Source organism: Yaniella sp. (assembly GCF_030453185.1).
Taxonomy (GTDB): Bacteria; Actinomycetota; Actinomycetes; order Actinomycetales; family Micrococcaceae; genus Yaniella.
This window is the reverse complement of record NZ_JAKDKW010000058.1, coordinates 1-15,824: the sequence shown is the minus strand read 5'-3', so window position 1 is coordinate 15,824 and position 15,824 is coordinate 1. Positions and strand designations below refer to the sequence as shown.

At 56.9% G+C, this 15,824-nt stretch carries 17 protein-coding genes; 1 reads left to right on the top strand and 16 read right to left on the bottom strand.

Annotation, left to right across the window (positions count from 1 at the left end):
- The 12 genes from L0H14_RS08960 to ftsH form a co-directional block, all read right to left on the bottom strand.
- A partial coding sequence (locus L0H14_RS08960) for a hypothetical protein (protein WP_301421693.1) occupies nt 1-183 on the bottom strand: 183 nt, incomplete at its 3' end.
- A gap of 41 nt (nt 184-224) precedes the next feature.
- Nucleotides 225-1,139, bottom strand: a complete 915-nt coding sequence (panC, locus tag L0H14_RS08955) for a pantoate--beta-alanine ligase (RefSeq protein WP_301421692.1) — start codon at nt 1,137-1,139, stop codon at nt 225-227.
- A gap of 47 nt (nt 1,140-1,186) precedes the next feature.
- Nucleotides 1,187-2,095, bottom strand: coding sequence for a Rossmann-like and DUF2520 domain-containing protein (locus L0H14_RS08950; protein ID WP_301421691.1), 909 nt, complete (start codon nt 2,093-2,095; stop codon nt 1,187-1,189).
- An 11-nt stretch (nt 2,096-2,106) separates the two neighbouring features.
- Nucleotides 2,107-2,604: a PH domain-containing protein gene (locus L0H14_RS08945; protein WP_301421690.1), complete on the bottom strand. Its 498-nt coding sequence runs from the start codon at nt 2,602-2,604 to the stop codon at nt 2,107-2,109.
- Complete coding sequence (locus tag L0H14_RS08940) at nt 2,601-4,319, bottom strand: PH domain-containing protein (protein WP_301417632.1); 1,719 nt, start codon at nt 4,317-4,319, stop codon at nt 2,601-2,603. Before L0H14_RS08940 ends, L0H14_RS08945 begins: the two co-directional genes overlap by 4 nt.
- Nucleotides 4,316-4,942, bottom strand: coding sequence for a PH domain-containing protein (locus L0H14_RS08935; protein ID WP_301417634.1), 627 nt, complete (start codon nt 4,940-4,942; stop codon nt 4,316-4,318). Before L0H14_RS08935 ends, L0H14_RS08940 begins: the two co-directional genes overlap by 4 nt.
- Nucleotides 4,854-5,390: a DUF3180 domain-containing protein gene (locus tag L0H14_RS08930; RefSeq protein WP_301417636.1), complete on the bottom strand. Its 537-nt coding sequence runs from the start codon at nt 5,388-5,390 to the stop codon at nt 4,854-4,856. The genes L0H14_RS08935 and L0H14_RS08930 overlap by 89 nt, the downstream gene beginning before the upstream one ends.
- A 49-nt stretch (nt 5,391-5,439) precedes the next feature.
- A complete protein-coding gene (gene folK, locus L0H14_RS08925; protein ID WP_301421689.1) occupies nt 5,440-5,916 on the bottom strand; it encodes a 2-amino-4-hydroxy-6-hydroxymethyldihydropteridine diphosphokinase in 477 nt (158 codons plus the stop codon).
- A 2-nt stretch (nt 5,917-5,918) separates the two neighbouring features.
- A complete protein-coding gene (folB, locus tag L0H14_RS08920; protein WP_301417640.1) occupies nt 5,919-6,293 on the bottom strand; it encodes a dihydroneopterin aldolase in 375 nt (124 codons plus the stop codon).
- Nucleotides 6,294-6,301: 8 nt separating this feature from the next.
- Nucleotides 6,302-7,210, bottom strand: a complete 909-nt coding sequence (folP, locus tag L0H14_RS08915) for a dihydropteroate synthase (protein ID WP_301417642.1) — start codon at nt 7,208-7,210, stop codon at nt 6,302-6,304.
- Nucleotides 7,211-7,245: 35 nt separating this feature from the next.
- Nucleotides 7,246-7,815: a GTP cyclohydrolase I FolE gene (folE, locus tag L0H14_RS08910; protein ID WP_301417693.1), complete on the bottom strand. Its 570-nt coding sequence runs from the start codon at nt 7,813-7,815 to the stop codon at nt 7,246-7,248.
- A gap of 3 nt (nt 7,816-7,818) precedes the next feature.
- Nucleotides 7,819-9,825: an ATP-dependent zinc metalloprotease FtsH gene (gene ftsH, locus L0H14_RS08905; protein WP_301417644.1), complete on the bottom strand. Its 2,007-nt coding sequence runs from the start codon at nt 9,823-9,825 to the stop codon at nt 7,819-7,821.
- Between the two features lie 182 nt (nt 9,826-10,007).
- Here ftsH and L0H14_RS08900 point away from each other — a divergent pair, with 182 nt between their 5' ends.
- A complete protein-coding gene (locus L0H14_RS08900; protein ID WP_301421688.1) occupies nt 10,008-11,804 on the top strand; it encodes an HNH endonuclease signature motif containing protein in 1,797 nt (598 codons plus the stop codon).
- 106 nt (nt 11,805-11,910) lie between these two features.
- On the opposite strand, the gene hpt is transcribed toward L0H14_RS08900, so the two are convergent.
- The 4 genes from hpt to L0H14_RS08880 form a co-directional block, all read right to left on the bottom strand.
- Nucleotides 11,911-12,462, bottom strand: coding sequence for a hypoxanthine phosphoribosyltransferase (hpt, locus tag L0H14_RS08895; RefSeq protein WP_301417649.1), 552 nt, complete (start codon nt 12,460-12,462; stop codon nt 11,911-11,913).
- Nucleotides 12,463-12,484: 22 nt separating this feature from the next.
- Nucleotides 12,485-13,606 (bottom strand): tRNA lysidine(34) synthetase TilS, encoded by a 1,122-nt coding sequence (gene tilS / locus L0H14_RS08890; RefSeq protein ID WP_301417652.1) that lies wholly within the window; start codon nt 13,604-13,606, stop codon nt 12,485-12,487.
- Between the two features lie 20 nt (nt 13,607-13,626).
- Entirely contained in the window at nt 13,627-14,643 is a 1,017-nt protein-coding gene (locus L0H14_RS08885) for a zinc-dependent metalloprotease (protein WP_301417654.1), read from the bottom strand.
- A gap of 47 nt (nt 14,644-14,690) precedes the next feature.
- Nucleotides 14,691-15,824, bottom strand: a 1,134-nt coding sequence (locus L0H14_RS08880; RefSeq protein ID WP_301421687.1) for a D-alanyl-D-alanine carboxypeptidase/D-alanyl-D-alanine-endopeptidase, incomplete at its 5' end; no start/stop codon positions are given.

Sequence of the window (15,824 nt, the reverse complement as noted above, 5' to 3'; positions counted from 1 at the left end):
CTGTTTCTTCGACAGCTGGCCGGCTGCATCTTGCAGAATGTTGTGGACGGCGATTTCCGACTGGTCATGCAGTTCCATAAACGCGCCGTAGGTGCCGCGATCCGCGGGGATGGTGTTGTGCTCCATCCATTCGCCATTAACGTGTCGGTACAGGTCCTGGGTCGGTTGAGGTATGGCTGTCACGCGTCTCCTTGAGAAAATGGTGCCGGTATCCAGTTGGTAGCCTACGGCGCTAGCAACATGTTGTCGATGAGCCGAACCGGAGGCACCCGGGCGGCTACGAGGGCGAGAACTTCTTGCTCCAACGGTGTGGCAAGAACCTGGCCCGAAAGCGGGGTGAGGGTGGCCGGATCAACGATCTCCAGATAGTCTAGTTCGACGTGTTCGTGGGACCGAATGATGTCTCGTGCGGCTTCAATATCGAGCCGTTGACCGTTGGCCACCTGATCGGCTAAAAAATGCAGCGCCTGGGACAAGCCCAAAGCCTTTTCCATGCCGTGGTCATCCAGCCGGACGTTGCGCGAAGACAGCGCCAGCCCCGAGGGTGCTCGAACCAAATCGACCGGCCGAATGTCGACGTCGATGTTCAGGTCTGCAGCCAGGCGGGTGACGATGGCCAACTGTTGCGCATCTTTTTGCCCAAAGTAACTGCGCAACGTGGCCGGTGCCGGTGGCAGAAGAATATTCCACAGCTTGGCAACGACAGTACAGACGCCGTCAAAATGGCCGGGACGCGAGGCCCCCTCGAACATCCGGCCCATCTGGCCGGCAGACACTCGGATCTGCGGGGCATCCGGGTACCCGGGATACATGTGCTGCGTATCGGGGGCGAAGACGATGTCTCCCCCATAACGGGTAACCAGTTCGAGATCCGCTTCAAGATCGCGCGGGTAGTGCTGGTAGTCCTCGTCGCGGTCAAATTGCAGCGGGTTGACGAAGACCGATGCGACCACGAGATCGTTTTCCGCACGGGCTTGTTCAAACAGCGCGCCATGTCCATCATGCAGGGCCCCCATGGTTGGGACCAGGCCAACTTTCGGTGACGCGTTACCGGCGGCAACGAGTTCGGCGACTTTCTCGGCGATCTGAGTTTTGGCATCGGTGGCTATGGTTGCCAGTTGAGCTTGTTGGAGTGTCACGACACATAGTCTAATCCGAAGCCGGGTCACAGGGCGCCCAGCAGGATTTAGGCGTCAAGAAATTGTAAGAGCTCTTCAAGCTTGGTGTCGTTGATGAAGCCTGCACTATTTGCCCGGCGGGCGGTAGCTACGGCCATGGACCGGTACGTTTCATACAGGTCTGGATCGTCGAGTTCCTGCAGGGTTTCTAAGTGTTTCGCCACGGTACCGACATCGCCGCGGGACACCGGCCCGGTGAGCGCCTGGTCGCCGTTCGTCAGGGCGTTTTCGAGACTGGCGGTCATCAGGTTGCCCAACAATTTAGGCGCTTGGCCAATTCCGGCGGACTCCAGCATCGCTTGTGCCTGAGCTGTCAGGGTGACCAAGTGGTTCGAGGCGTGGGCCATCGCGGCGTGATATGTCGGCCGGGCGTGTTCGGGAATGGTCACTGGAATGCCGCCCATTTCCACTACGAGGGCCTCGGCGATCGGGGCAACCACCGCATCGGCGGTGATCCCAAAGGCGGTATTTTGTAACCGATCGACGTCCAGGCTCAGTCCAGAAAAGGTCATGGCCGGGTGGATGGCCACCGGAATGGCTCCGTGTTCACGCACCGAATTCATGACCGAAGTACCGTAACGTCCCGATGTGTGCACAAGCAGGTGCCCGGTTTGGATGTGACTGGCCGCGGCCAGTCCAGCAACCAGGGGTTCCAGTACGTCGTCCGGCACCGCGAAAATCACGGCCTCGGAACGGCGCAGAATATCGGGGATCTCAAGAATCGGTACGTCTGGTAATAAGGTTTCGGCTCGGGTGACCGAGGCATCGGATACCGCGTGAACGGCAGTAATGGTGTGGCCGGCACGCTGCAGTGCCAGCCCGAGGACAGCGCCGACACGGCCTGCCCCGATAATGCCGATACCGAGCCGGTTGGGTTGGCCGATCGCTCCGGTGGTCAGTGGTTCGTCAACGCTCATGGGTATCTTCCTTAGAGTCCAGCGAGTCGAGCATAGCCGCGGGCCGAGAGGTCGTCGCGCAGGCGGGTGGCCTCTCTGGTGGGCAGACCCGAGATCTGGGCGTTGGACCCGGCGGTGATAATGCGCAAATCGGCGAGATCAAATTTTCGTTGGAGGGGCCCCTGTTTGACAACCACAAATTGCAGACGGCCGTACGGGACCGCGAGATACTGGCGGAAGACGGCTCCAGAACGCACTAACAGATCTTCGCTTTGTTCGGCCCAGCCGTGAATGCGCACCTGATACGGAATGACAAAGATCCGTGCGACGTGGTGGATGAGGATCCAGGCCGCCGGAATCCACACCAGTATCTGCCACCAGCCCGGTTCGGTTAGGGAACTGACCAGCGCCGCTGCCCCGCCGAAGATCACCACATTGATCACCATGCTGATGGCGTTATGAATCTGACGGTAGGTAGTCAACTCACGTCGGACCGGCCGAAAGTCAATATGTTGTGGAAACTCTTTCACGCTCGGTCACCTCCTGCAGATTTGGCCTTGACGGCCGCCTTTTCGAAATTCTCGAGTTCCTCAACGGCCATCCACTGGTTCTTATCCTTTATACGGCGAGCGTGTGCTGCGATTTCTGCTTCGTGGAAAAACAGTTGGATCAATGCTGCTGGTTCGTGATTACTAATATTCACACGCACCGGCCCGGGCGGTGTGCTGAAGTTGGCCGATACGGTTCCACAAAGTTTATCGGAAAGCGACTGATGCACCGTGGACTGTTGGATGCGCTCGTGCGGGATCATCGCTAGGATCCGGCGCAGTTTAGCGTACCGAATCAGCAGCAGTGTGGGGGTCGTGGTGTAGCCGTGACGGCGGCCCGCCACCGGTTGCCAAAAACGCGCGCGAGACGGCACGTGGGTGAAACCGTCTTCATCGGAAGTATACTTCAGTGCGTTATAGATGAGCCGGTCAGCTTGATCAACACCAGCATCTGGGGCAAGCACCGACAGCATGATCAGCACGTCATTAAATTTGCCGACCGGTAATACGGTGGTTGATGAATCGGTCAACCCGTAGCCGGCCACGGTGACATGAATGCGATACCACCCAAAGATCCGATACGCGATGGGTTGGTAAATCTGGATCGCCTGGATGCGGCCCGGCGGGATGGTGTGCGACGACGTCGACAATAAGCCCGATACGACTCGCACACCGGAATCGGAGGTTCTGGCCGTGAAGTTATAGTTCGAGTTGATTTGAGCAAATGCGGTCACGGCGGTAATGAACACGAGAATGATAAGAAATCCGATGCCGCCACCGATCACGAACGGAAGTGGTTCGGTGCTCCCGTCATTCTGATAGCCAAACCACAGGGCAACGCCACCGGCGATCAACACCCAGATGGCACTCGCCAAACCGGCCCCGAGGCCCGAAACTGCAGCGGACCCCAGAACCCGAGAAAACGGGATGGTCAACAATTCGCGCGGCGGGTTCTGGGGGTGTTCCACCGGCGCAGTGTGCTTCGGGATCACTCCGGACGGTTGGCCCACCGCCTCGGTAAGTCCGCGCGGATTGTGCTGCATATAGGCGCCGAGATACTCCGCGTACGGGTACTGGGGTGCGGCCGTTTGTCCCGAGCTCTGTTGGGACGCGGCTGCTTCTGGTCCGTCAAACGATCCATCAGCGGAAGCGGTGGGATCACCTGTGGGGTCGAGCTGCGGATCATCTTGCGCACCAGAGGCCAAGTACAGGATCTCGCGGCGCAGTTGCTCAGCCTCGGTTGCCTTCAAATACTCGAGCGTCAGCGTGGCTTCTGAGCCATCGGCTGCATGGAGCGATAGTTTCGACAGCCCAAAGAGGCGCGCAAACAACGGCCGGTCAATGTCCACGGCCTGTAGACGGTCTAAACGCATGTACCGACGACGACGGAAAATCACGCCGGCATGCAGTTCTACGGCATCAGAAGTGATCCGGAACTGATAAAACCGCCACGCGATGGTGTAAAGTGCGCCGGCCACCAGCAGTGCGAGCACGACGATCCCCACAAAAATGAGAATAGCCTGCCCCACCGATAGGCGGAAACTTTCGACGATACCGCCAAGTGTCTGGAATGAGAGGTTCGTGAGCAGGTAACCAAATATCAGCAGGACCGACCACGATCGGATAAACGGTGAGATCGGGTGGACACGCCGCCACGGAATCTCGGGGTTGTGCTGTTGGGGCACCGGTTGACTCATGATTCCGCCAATTCTGCCAGACGAGCGTAACCCCGTTGCGTCAGTTCGTCGCGCAGTCGTTCAGCTTCAACCATGGGCAACCCCTCAAACGTGGAAGCGGTACCGCCACCGGCCGTTGTGATGGAAATCTGTGTGACACCGAAGGCTCGCTGCAGCGGGCCCTGATGGATATCTACGTATTGAATACGGCCGTACGGGACGGCGACTTGGTTTCGGAACAGGATACCGCGCCGCAACACCAGGTCATCACGGTTCTCTAGGTACCCCATGGCTCGGACCTGGCGCGGAATAATGCACGCCAGTACGATCCCCCACACAAGCACGCCCACCGGTAAGAGATAGAGCAAATACGCAGTACCGCTTAGCAAAAAGAGTGGGGATGCGAACTGGATAACCAAAACAGTCACGATAAGGACCAGAAAGAACAGCCCGAAGCCGATCGCATTATTGATTTGGCGCAACGGAATCAGGCGAGGCGAAACTCTCCGATACGGAAGGTTCTCGTGGTCCATGCCTGCAGTCTCATCTCCTGGATTACCGTGGTGGCGACCAGCGGTCAGTATCTGCTTGTCGCGCGGTGGGTTGTACTCCGGAAGCGCCCGGTGGGTTCTGGTGATTGCCACCGTTGCCGTCGGTATCCTCCGGTGGGATTCTGCACCATTGTTCCACAACAAAACCAACTATCACCAGGACCAGAGCCGTGATCACCTGAACCGAGGCTTCGGTCACGATGTCGGAGCCAAAGCCGGCTTGTGGAACCCGATGTACTAGCATGCCAGCGTGCCACCCACCGATCGCGGCTCCGGCATAGGTCCCAGCCTGAGCAAGGACCAAGGTACGAGCTGCGGCAACCGGATTCAGCCGCTCAGCCACCGGGCGTTGACGATCCTTCAGCACCCGGATGCCCAGAATAAGCTCCAGCAGGATGACAGCGGCCAAAGTGATGACAGAAGAGTAGCCCAGCACAGGAGCAGGCCAACCAGATTCTGCAGCAAAAAAAGCGCCGATCCAACCAAGTATCGCAGTGCTCAGCACCACGACCAGGATCCAGCCGACACGAAGCGAACTCATCGGCTATCCTCCACGAGGTGCACAGTGGCTGCGTCGTCAGCCCGTGCGGCTAACTCTGCAACAGGAACCCCGTTGAGCGTGGCGCCTGGGTCCGCCCAGGACACGGCGTGAGCACGAAAGCGCGTTCGTGGGCTCGAGGATGTGGCAGCGTCAACACCGGATGCTGCGAGGTCACGTTGTCAATATCAATGAGATCCACGTCCAGCGTGCGCGGGCCCCAGCGCACATCACGAACTCGGACCGCACCCTGCTCAAGCTTATGACCAAATTCCAACAGCCCGTATGGACTCCGAGAAGTCTGAATAATGAGCACCTGATTGAGGAAATCCGGTTGCTCCGGTCCCCCAACGGGTGCGGTTTTGGCTCGCGGTGATACAGCAACGATTTCAATGTCCGGTGCTTTCCGGAACGCTTCGACAGCGACGTCAAGAATGCTAGCTGAGTCGCCGAGGTTCGATCCCAGTGCAATCACCGAGCGCACGGGTTTGGCGGGTTGTGCCACCAGTTGCGGGTCGAGATCTTGCATCGTTACCGTCCTGCGGCAATACGGTCCCGCGACACCGTCACGGCAACGTTGGCAAAGTCAGCCGGGATGGGGGCTTGGGGTTTATTGACGGTGACCCGCACCGACGTGATCCGCGAAAATTCAGTCAAAATACTATCGGCCATGGTCACGGCCAGGGTTTCGATCAGATTGACCGGTGGCCCCGTGATGATATTCTCCACCACGGCGGCGACTTCGGCATAGTTCACAGTCGCTGCGACGTCATCGGTGGCAGCCGCCTGGGCAATATCCAAGTCGAGTTCTAAATCGACGTGAAAGGTTTGGCCGGCGGCACGCTCCTGTTCGAGTACCCCGTGATAACCGCGGGCTCGTAGCCCGGTCAAGCTGATGGTCCCCATGGCAATGACTATTCTGCGGCCTGGCGGGCGGCCACGGTTTTCACGGCATCCAGATTCGACACTACTGAGTGCACGCGCACCGCCCATGCGCCTTCTTGCGCAACCAGTGCGGTAATTGCCGCAGTAGCGTGGTCGCGCTGGCGCGGTTCCATCGCTTCGGCATTGTGCTCCGCGAGCAGAGTGCCCAGGAAACGTTTCCGGGATGCACCAATCAGCACTGGGTAACCAAGTTTTTCAAATTCCGTCAGGTGCTTGAGCAGCTGCCAGTTGTGGTCGGCAGTTTTCGAGAATCCCAGCCCCGGGTCCACGATAAGGTGCTCCTTTTTCACGCCGGCAGCAAGGAATGTGTCGATAACCTGCTGAGTTTCGGCGACGACATCAGTCACCAGGTTGTCGTATTCTGCCAAACCGTCCATGCTCTTGGAGTTGCCGCGGTTGTGCATCACGATGTAGCGCGCACCGGTTTCAGCGATCAGCTGCGGCATCGCGGCCTCGTGGTTCACACCGGAGACGTCGTTGATCAGCACTTCGCCGTATTCTAAGGCGGCGCGGGCGGTCTCGGTGTGACGGGTATCGACCGACACATAGACCCCGGCTTTTACAAGTGCTTCGACGACCGGAAGAATACGGGCCTTCTCGTCTTCAACACTGACTTCTTCGGTGCCCGGCGCAGTCGACTCGCCACCGACGTCGATAATATCGGCCCCCGCATAGTGCATGCGCAGCCCGTGATCAATCGCCTTGCCAGCGTCGAAGTGCTCGCCACCATCCGAGAACGAATTGTCAGTCACGTTCAGGACGCCCATGACCAACGTACGATTGGTTGGCAAATCCTCAAACGTTTTGCGAGTAGCCTTCCGCACGACCGAAAGCGGGCCCGTTGCCGGACCGGTTCCTGGGACAGCGCCAATAGACATGGGAAATCCTTCCTGTTTGGTTATCTCCGCCGGCCTTAGTGTACCCCGGCGTTAAGAATCAGACTCATGGCCTCATTGCGCGTGGACGGTTCACGCAACTGCCCGCGTACCGCAGACGTTACGGTTTTCGCGTGCGGTTTCTGCACTCCACGCATCGACATACACATGTGTTCGGCAGATAACACCACGATGGCACCGGCCGGATTCAGGTACTTCATGATGGCTTCTACAATCTGAGTGTTCAGCCGCTCTTGCACCTGAGGACGGCGTGCATACAGTTCCACGAGCCTGGCAAGTTTCGACAACCCGGTTACTTTGCCCTCTTCTGAGGGAATGTAACCAATGTGCGCTTTGCCGTGGAACGGGACCAGGTGGTGCTCACACATCGAATAAAACTCGATGTCTTTGACCAGCACCAGTTCCTCATGTGAAATATCGAACGTTGTGCCAAGGATATCGGCTGGATCATGGTGGAGTCCGGCAAAGAACTCCCCATACGCCCGGGCCACCCGAGCGGGAGTATCAACAAGACCATCACGGTCCGGATCTTCCCCCACAGCTAACAGAATCTCACGAACCGCCGCTTCGATTCTGGGTTGGTCCATCATTTAGTTCTCCTGGTCGTCACCGCGGGAGTCACTGTGGACGTCGTCGGTGGTAGCTGTTGAATTCTCCGAGTGCGCACGCTTATCGGTGGCAGTGCCTTCAGGCATATCCACCGCGGGAAGTTCCGAAACCGGACGATCCTGATGGAACAACCATGTGTCACGCGGAGTGTACTTATGCACGTTGGCAAAAATATCCGCCAACTCGTGGCGATTCAAGGTTTCCTGCTCCAGCAGTTTCGACGCCAAGTGATCCAGGATGTCCCGGTTCTTATTCAAGACCCAGTAAGCTTCCGCATGCGCGTCGTCGAGCAGCTTGCGAACTTCTTCATCTACGACGAAGGCCAACTCATCAGAATAGTCGCGGCCCGAACCACCCATGTCGCGGCCCAGGAACGGCTCATCATTACCGGAACCGAGTTTCACGGTCCCTACACGCGCTGACATGCCGTATTCGGTGACCATTTTCCGTGCGGTGTCAGTCGCCTTGGTTATGTCACTGGAACCACCAGTTGATGGATCGTGGAAGACGATCTCTTCGGCCACACGGCCGCCCAGGGCATAGGCCAACTGGTCCAACAGTTCGTTGCGGGTCACCGAGTATTTATCCTCGTCCGGAACAACCATCGTGTAGCCCAGGGCCCTACCGCGCGGCAGAATCGTAACCTTCGAAACCGGTGATGAATGGTTCAACCCGGCGGCCACAAGGGCGTGTCCGCCTTCGTGATACGCAGTCACTTTTCGTTCGTGATCATTCATCAAACGGGTCTTCTTCTGCGGGCCAGCCATCACACGGTCAACGGCTTCATCCACGGCACGGTTGTCGATCAGATGCGCATTCGAGCGCGCCGTCAACAGTGCGGCCTCGTTCAGCACATTGGCCAAATCCGCGCCCGAGAAACCTGGTGTGCGCTGTGCTAATCCGTACAGGTCGATATCTTCAACCAGCGGTTTGCCCTGTGAGTGGACCTTCAAAATTTGCAAACGGCCCTCAAGCGATGGGGCCTCGACCGGCACCTGCCGGTCGAAACGGCCCGGACGCAGCAACGCCGGATCCAGCACATCGGGACGGTTGGTTGCGGCAATAAGAATCACATTGGAATTCTCATCAAAACCATCCATCTCGACCAGTAGCTGGTTCAGTGTTTGTTCGCGTTCGTCATTCCCGCCACCGACGCCGGCGCCACGGTGACGACCAACGGCGTCGATTTCATCAACAAAAATAATTGCCGGAGCATTCTTCTTGGCCTCGTTGAAGAGGTCGCGGACACGCGAAGCACCGACACCAACGAACATCTCTACAAAGTCGGAACCCGAAATAGTGTAGAACGGCACGCTTGCTTCACCGGCCAGTGCACGTGCGATCAGGGTTTTACCCGTACCCGGAGGGCCATACAGCAGCACACCGGTTGGGATCTTGGCACCAACGGCTTTGAATTTCTCCGGTTCAGTCAAAAACTCTTTGATCTCATATAGTTCTTCAACGGCCTCGTCCGAACCAGCCACATCTTCGAAGGTGACCTGCGGAGTGTCCTTGGACATGAGTTTGGCCTGTGATTTACCAAACTTCATCATCTGACTGCCGCCACCCTGCATTCGGGACAGCAAGAACCAGAACAACAGAGCAATCAAAATAAACGGAATCAGGAAACCGAGCATGGAGAGCAGCCAGTTCGACTGCACCGGCTCATCCGTGTAGTCATCCAGATTCGAGTCCGCAATCTGATTCGTTACAGCCTCAGCGCGGTCAGTTGAGTAAAAGAAGTGCACCTGGGTACCCAGATTGCGATCTTCGTGCTGGAAGTCGTCGCGCAATGTCAGGTCGACCCGATGATCATTGTCATCGAGCAGCGCTTGGCTCGCTTTGTCGTCCTCCAACAGTTCGATACCCACCGAGGTATCCACCCGGTTTGTCGAGGAACCCGACAGTACCGGCACGACGATGAGCAACGCTAAAACTGCGAGGACGATCCAAATGACCGGTCCCTTAAAGATGTTCTTGGCTTTCACCCTTCTAAGCTACCTGGTTCGTCAACCGAAAAAGACTACGTCTCATTTCCTTTCGCAATCGGTGGAAGCACAACACGGCCGGCAAAGTTCTCCACACGTTGAGCACTTCTCCACATTTTGGTTCGACAGTGCCTCAGATCCGTTCAGGTTCGGCCAAACTCGTGACAAGAAAGGAGGTACCTATGACGACGTCGAGTCCCACTCCCAGCTCTGTCCCCCATGAGCCGACCCGCGACAATCAACTACCCGAAACCGGTCACTCCCAAACTGAAACGTTATTCCCCGCCCACGCGACTGCTGTTCAACGGCTTCGCAGACAATACGGCGACGAGCTGGACGCCATGACTACCGGCGAGCTACTTGCCATGCAATCTCTGATTAATCAACGGTTGGACAAAGTGACCGAGAAACAACTCGCTTCGGAAACCAAACCGACGAACAACCCGGATGCTTCGCTCTCGCTCGGCGACCTTTCTCGAATTGCCGAAGAAAACCATCGGCGACACTACAATTTTTTATGTTCGCTTGCCGTACAACTTGAAGAATGGTTCGAATCCCCGGAAGCCCGCAGCGCCACGCTGGCGCACAAAGGCAAAGATGCGTTCAAAGACGCCCAAGATTTCCAATCCCGTCTCAACGGTATCGATTCGAACGAGGTTGAACGACGACTACGTATCGCAGGCGCAAACCCCACAAGACCCGGTGCCTCGAAGATGCGTGCACCCAAAATTCAGCGGGCGATGAGTGACGGCAACATGGACCCGGCTTCCGCCAATTATATTATTGACCGACTCCGCTCGATCCGTGCCGCAACCAAACGAGCCGGCGGCTCTGATGCTCAAGCCGATCAGCTGGTCGCCACCAAAGAAGGCGAATTTCTAGCCAAAGCGCTCAACGCGTCCCCTGCTGAGGTCCGTCGATTCGCTGATCGGGTGAAACGAGGCACCAACCGTCAATTCACCGCTCCAGGAACCCGTTTGACGCCGAAACAGCGCCAGTATGAAGAAGGCTTGCGGTTTGTCACACCGCTGGGCGACAATCATGTTCGGTTGGACTGGGTGCTCACCAAATGGCAATACAAAAATGTTCTAGAACGATTACGGCAGCAGGTAAATAACCTGCGATCGCAGATATCTCGAATCAACGAGGACGCTAAAAACGATGATAACGCGAAACGACTCGCAGGATCAGAACGGATCACTCCGGCCGATGAAGAATACGAGATCCCAATGCTCTATGACAACCGAACCGTTGCACAGCGTTGGTCCCATTTTCTACTCGATATTTTAGAAACCGGAATCATCCTGACAAGTTTTCCTTCTGGAAAAGCTCAAGAATCCATCGATGCTCACACTCATCGCGAAAACGATGCGCATGAGGATCGCACACCCTCCGGGGTGACTATCCCCGGGCTTGGACAATTAGTAAATGCTGCCCCCAGCGTGACCGTTGGATTGCAATATGCGGACCTCGCCGGTCGGTATCTTGATTTTGGTTCCGACGACCCCAATGTGCAGGCTGAAATTGCCGCACTCCTTGAAGGACGAAAAGCTTTTCCAGAACTCTACGATTACGACACCGTGGACATGGACTGGGCCAGGCTTCGGCAGCTGTCTTGCAACGCATCAATCATCCCCACTGTCTTGGGCTCTAAGAGTGAGCCTTTGGATGTGGGACGAGCGCAGCGAGCCTTCCCAGCAAGTATTCGACGTGCCGTAATTTTACGCGACGGCGGATGCGCCTATCCCGGCTGCTATATGCCACACATTTACTCGGAAATTCACCACATCATCCACTGGCAAAATAACGGTGCTACGTCATTAGAGAATGCGGTTATGCTGTGTCGGTTCCATCACGACATCATCCACCAAACCGAAGTCCTGGTTCGGCTCAACGATGAGCAGTTCCCGGAATTCCTGCTGGAACCCAATACTCAAGAAGCTGCCTGGGTGCGCAACTTAATGCACCGAGGATGTTAGGACAGCAGGCTCAGAACACGGGATGCGGTCAGCAAATGTCAGTCCAGGTGTAACGCCACCGGGACGTGACCGAAATGGAGGTCCCCCGGAAAAACTCTTATTGGCCCTACTGGTAGACGTGTGGGGCCAGCGTTCCCAAGATATCCAGGTTGCGGTATTTCTGGTTGAAGTCCAACCCGTAGCCCACCACGAACTCATTCGGGATGTCGCGGCCAATGTATTTCACGTCGATATCTACGGCCAGCGCATCTGGCTTACGCAAGAGGGTCACAATCTCGACGGATGCCGGGCCCCGAGACTTCAAGTTCGTCTTCAGCCAGGAGAGTGTCAGACCGGAATCGACGATATCCTCCACGATCAACACGTGACGATCCATCAGATCTTCTTCGAGGTCCTTCAAGATCCGCACTACGCCGGAGGATTTTGTTCCGGACCCGTAGGAAGATACCGCCATAAAATCTATGGTGACTTGCGATTTCATAGCCCGCGAGAGATCGGCCATAATCATCAGTGCGCCCTTGAGCACGCCTACGAGCAAAACGTCCTTGCCCTCATAATCGCGGTCAATTCTGACAGCCAGGTCTTGAACGATGCCATCAATTTCTTCGCGGTTGAGTAGCACCGACTCTAAATCGCCTGAAACGTCTTCGGCCTTCATGGTCACTCCTCGTAGTGTCAGATTAGTCGCTCGAGTCTGAGCGAATAACTAACAGTTTTGCATATTCTTGGGTCACTTTTTCTCGATACACGCTCACATGTCCTTCTATCTGGACTGGACCGGCCGACGAAGCCCGTCCGATCGGCGGAAAGACAAGGTTCTGGATGGCGGCCAAGCGCTCAGCAGAAGGTTGCGGTGCATCGAAATGTTGGACGGCAAGTGCCACAACCCTGCGTAAAATCGCCGGTTTTAGAACTTGCAATTCACGAAGTGGGAAATGAATTTGTGTCGTTTCCTCGACTGCGAGCGCACAATAAGTTTCTGCAGCGAATTCCTCAAGCACGTCCATGTCATCAGCGGCAAGCGCTGCAGTGGTGACCAAACCGGAAAACACTCCGGGGCCCAAACCCGTTCTTGGATCGGTTAAAACAGGCAGGAGATGCTGGCGCACTCGAATCCGCGATATAGAAGGGTCATCATTCATCGGATCCTGAAAATACTGTATGCCGGCCCACCCACAGATAGTCTCGGTATCGTTTCGTGTCAGCTCCAAAAACGGACGGCCTATATTGATGGGCTTGTAACCGGCCAAAGCATGCTCACGAAACTCTCTGATCCCAGCAAGTGAACGTAATCCGGATCCTCTTGCCAGGCCTAAAAGCACCTGCTCGGCTTGATCATCGGCGGTGTGTGCAGTTACCACCCCTGCGGCATGAGTGGTGTCTGTCATGCGCACGAAAGCATCATAGCGGGCCTTACGAGCAGCTGCCTCCAGGCCGTCACCTTGTTCTGTCACCTGTAACGCATCAGTCAGCACCGGGGCTAAACCGAATGCTTTGCAGATCTGTGCGGCCCGCTGTGTAACTTCGGCCGTGACGTTTTGAAGCTTATGGTCCAAGATGACGGCCCCAAAACTGAGACCGGTCACCCGCTGTGTTTCGGCAGCCGCCGCCGCTAACGCCAATGAATCCGCGCCTCCGGAGACCGCCACTAGGATCGGCGACGCACCAGGTTCGAGGCCCCAGCGTTGAGCCAGGGCTTTGAGTTTCCCGACGCCGGCATGCATGGCAGCAGGCCAAGCAGCAGATGGCGGCCATGCCTCGGGGCCTTTGGGCAGTTGAACGTGTGAGTATGCCGAAACCATGTGTTGGTGCTCAGTACTCGTTAGCCCAGCACACGGGTAATCCAGCCATCGGCGTCGTGAAGTTCGTCAGCTGTCGGTAGATGTTCTGGTTGCTGCCACACCACGTTGAACTGTTCCATTCCGACGCGTTCGACGACTGCCGAGACGAAGGCCTGTCCTTGCTTATACTGTTTCGCTTTGGCATCTAAGCCAAAGATCTTACGCAAGATCTGGCCGAACCATTTAACTTTCGACGAACGGGCGTCGAAGCGTTCACGAATGACTTTTACGCTGGGCACCATGCTCGGATCCACGGCGTCCATGATGACGTTGGCATGACCTTCAAGCAGGGACATGATCCCGGTGATTTGGGCTTCCAGGGCGCTGGTGCGCTCTTTTTTCTCGTCGTCGCTGAGATCGCTTTCGGCAACCGGCAGCAAGTTTGTTGTTAGGTACTCGGTGGCGATGCTGAGAATATGTTCGGCCAACCACGGAGCCTGGGCAAACTGGGCCACGTGGGTTAGTTCGTGCAGGCTCACCCAGAATCGGAAGTCTTCTGCATCAAGATGAAGTTCGTCACGAATCATCATCACATTCGGGGCGACAAGCATCAAGCGCGGGTTCCCACCGCCAGCTTGTGCGGCATATGGTTCAAACTGCCCCAGCACCTTGGTTGACAGGAATGCCAGCACGGAGCCAACCTGGGCTCCAGAAAATGCTGCTGTCGCACCGGAACCAATGCTTTTCACCAGCTCGGGGTTCTGCTGTTCGAGTTGTCGAAAGGCCGGTTCGAGCATCACCTGCAACGAACCCGCATTACCGTTAATCCAGCCGGGCCGATCGACCACCAGAATATCGACGTCGTTGGCGATCGTTGTCGCGTCCCAGTGCTGCACTGCCGAGAGTTCACTTAGCTCAGCGACGTGTTCGGCGGCGGCAAACGCGGCGGCGCGGAGGCCTTCCGCTTCGACGATGGCATCGGTGGCCGGGACGCGGGGGCCAGGGGGTACCAGGTTCCGTCCGGTAGAAGCGGCTACATTCTGACTAAAAATTTGCATAGGTCTATCCCATCACGTTGAAACGTTTTTACCAATGACGTCGTGGGTTACTCACCGCTACATCCACAATCGGTGAGCACCTGGGTGAGGCGGTCCTGTTCGGCACGCGCCCCTGCGTAGTCCTCACCTGCGCCGGACGTATTGACGGCAAACCAGAGCGCTCGACCATCCGCGGTGACGGTCAGTCCTGCGTTGGAACTGGCGACCTCCAGGGTGCCGGTCTTGGACCGGACGATACCTGAATAGGGTGCTTCGGTCAGCCGGTTGCGCATGGTGCCGTCGTAGCCGGCGATCGTTAAGGAATGCGCAATCGGGCGCAGGTGTTCTTCGCTGATCACGACGTCGTAGAGCTGGATCATAGAGTTCAGCGTGGCACGACTGTTGGGTGAAAGCCCGCTGTTATCAATAAATTCGAGGTGTTCGGTGGAAATTCCCAGCTCGTGGAGAGTGTCTATTGTGGTTTTCGTTGAGCCTTGAAAGTCCGGGGTGTTGCCCGCTGCGATCGCTGCTTCGCGCCCGAAAATTTCAAACAGCATATTGTTGGACTGCTTCATGGCGTATTCGAGTTGTTGCCCCAGGCGTGCTGAGCGCACTTCGGCGACCGGGTCGACGTTTGTGGGCTGGTTTCGTTGGCCAGCGTACTGAAATTCTATTTCTAAGCCGTCGGCTTGTGCTAGTTCAGTAAGCCGCTGCGCGTAGGCTCCGCCGGTATGGACGGCACCGTCTTCGAGTGCGGTCTTGTCGTAGAAAGGATTCGAGATGAACCCACCGTAGGTGCTCATCGGGTAGACCGGTGATACCCAGCCGGAGGTCATTAACCCTTCGTTCCAGGACGGGTGCACGGTCGGCTGTGCGTATCGAGAAACATCGGCCCAGACATCAACCGTGGTCTGCCCCTCGGGTATCTGGTCTGCTATGGCGTCCCAGGTCTCTTGTGCTAGATCGGCTAAACCGGCATGACCCATGGTTCGTCCGGTACTTTCACCGGTGGATAACATGCCGTCTCCCCCACCGATCAGCACCGCCCCGGTCGCGGGGTCGTAGCCGGCAGAGGTGACAAACCGGTGATCGGTGTCGAGATGCTCTAGCGCACTGACGGCGGTAAAGAGCTTCAGGGTCGAGGCGGGCACAATGGCGTCATCACCACCCGCGTCATAGAGCACTTCTCCGGTGGCAACATC

What these genes read in the sequence shown, in the direction of transcription:
- hpt (WP_301417649.1), bottom strand. Translation starts at nt 12,462, where the DNA reads ATGAAGGCCGAAGACGTTTCAGGCGATTTAGAGTCGGTGCTACTCAAC.
- folB (WP_301417640.1), bottom strand. Translation starts at nt 6,293, where the DNA reads ATGGGGACCATCAGCTTGACCGGGCTACGAGCCCGCGGTTATCACGGG.
- L0H14_RS08900 (WP_301421688.1), top strand. Translation starts at nt 10,008, where the DNA reads ATGACGACGTCGAGTCCCACTCCCAGCTCTGTCCCCCATGAGCCGACC.
- folE (WP_301417693.1), bottom strand. Translation starts at nt 7,815, where the DNA reads ATGGACCAACCCAGAATCGAAGCGGCGGTTCGTGAGATTCTGTTAGCT.
- L0H14_RS08950 (WP_301421691.1), bottom strand. Translation starts at nt 2,095, where the DNA reads ATGAGCGTTGACGAACCACTGACCACCGGAGCGATCGGCCAACCCAAC.
- folP (WP_301417642.1), bottom strand. Translation starts at nt 7,210, where the DNA reads ATGTCTATTGGCGCTGTCCCAGGAACCGGTCCGGCAACGGGCCCGCTT.
- tilS (WP_301417652.1), bottom strand. Translation starts at nt 13,606, where the DNA reads ATGGTTTCGGCATACTCACACGTTCAACTGCCCAAAGGCCCCGAGGCA.
- L0H14_RS08940 (WP_301417632.1), bottom strand. Translation starts at nt 4,319, where the DNA reads ATGAGTCAACCGGTGCCCCAACAGCACAACCCCGAGATTCCGTGGCGG.
- folK (WP_301421689.1), bottom strand. Translation starts at nt 5,916, where the DNA reads ATGCAAGATCTCGACCCGCAACTGGTGGCACAACCCGCCAAACCCGTG.
- L0H14_RS08885 (WP_301417654.1), bottom strand. Translation starts at nt 14,643, where the DNA reads ATGCAAATTTTTAGTCAGAATGTAGCCGCTTCTACCGGACGGAACCTG.
- L0H14_RS08930 (WP_301417636.1), bottom strand. Translation starts at nt 5,390, where the DNA reads ATGAGTTCGCTTCGTGTCGGCTGGATCCTGGTCGTGGTGCTGAGCACT.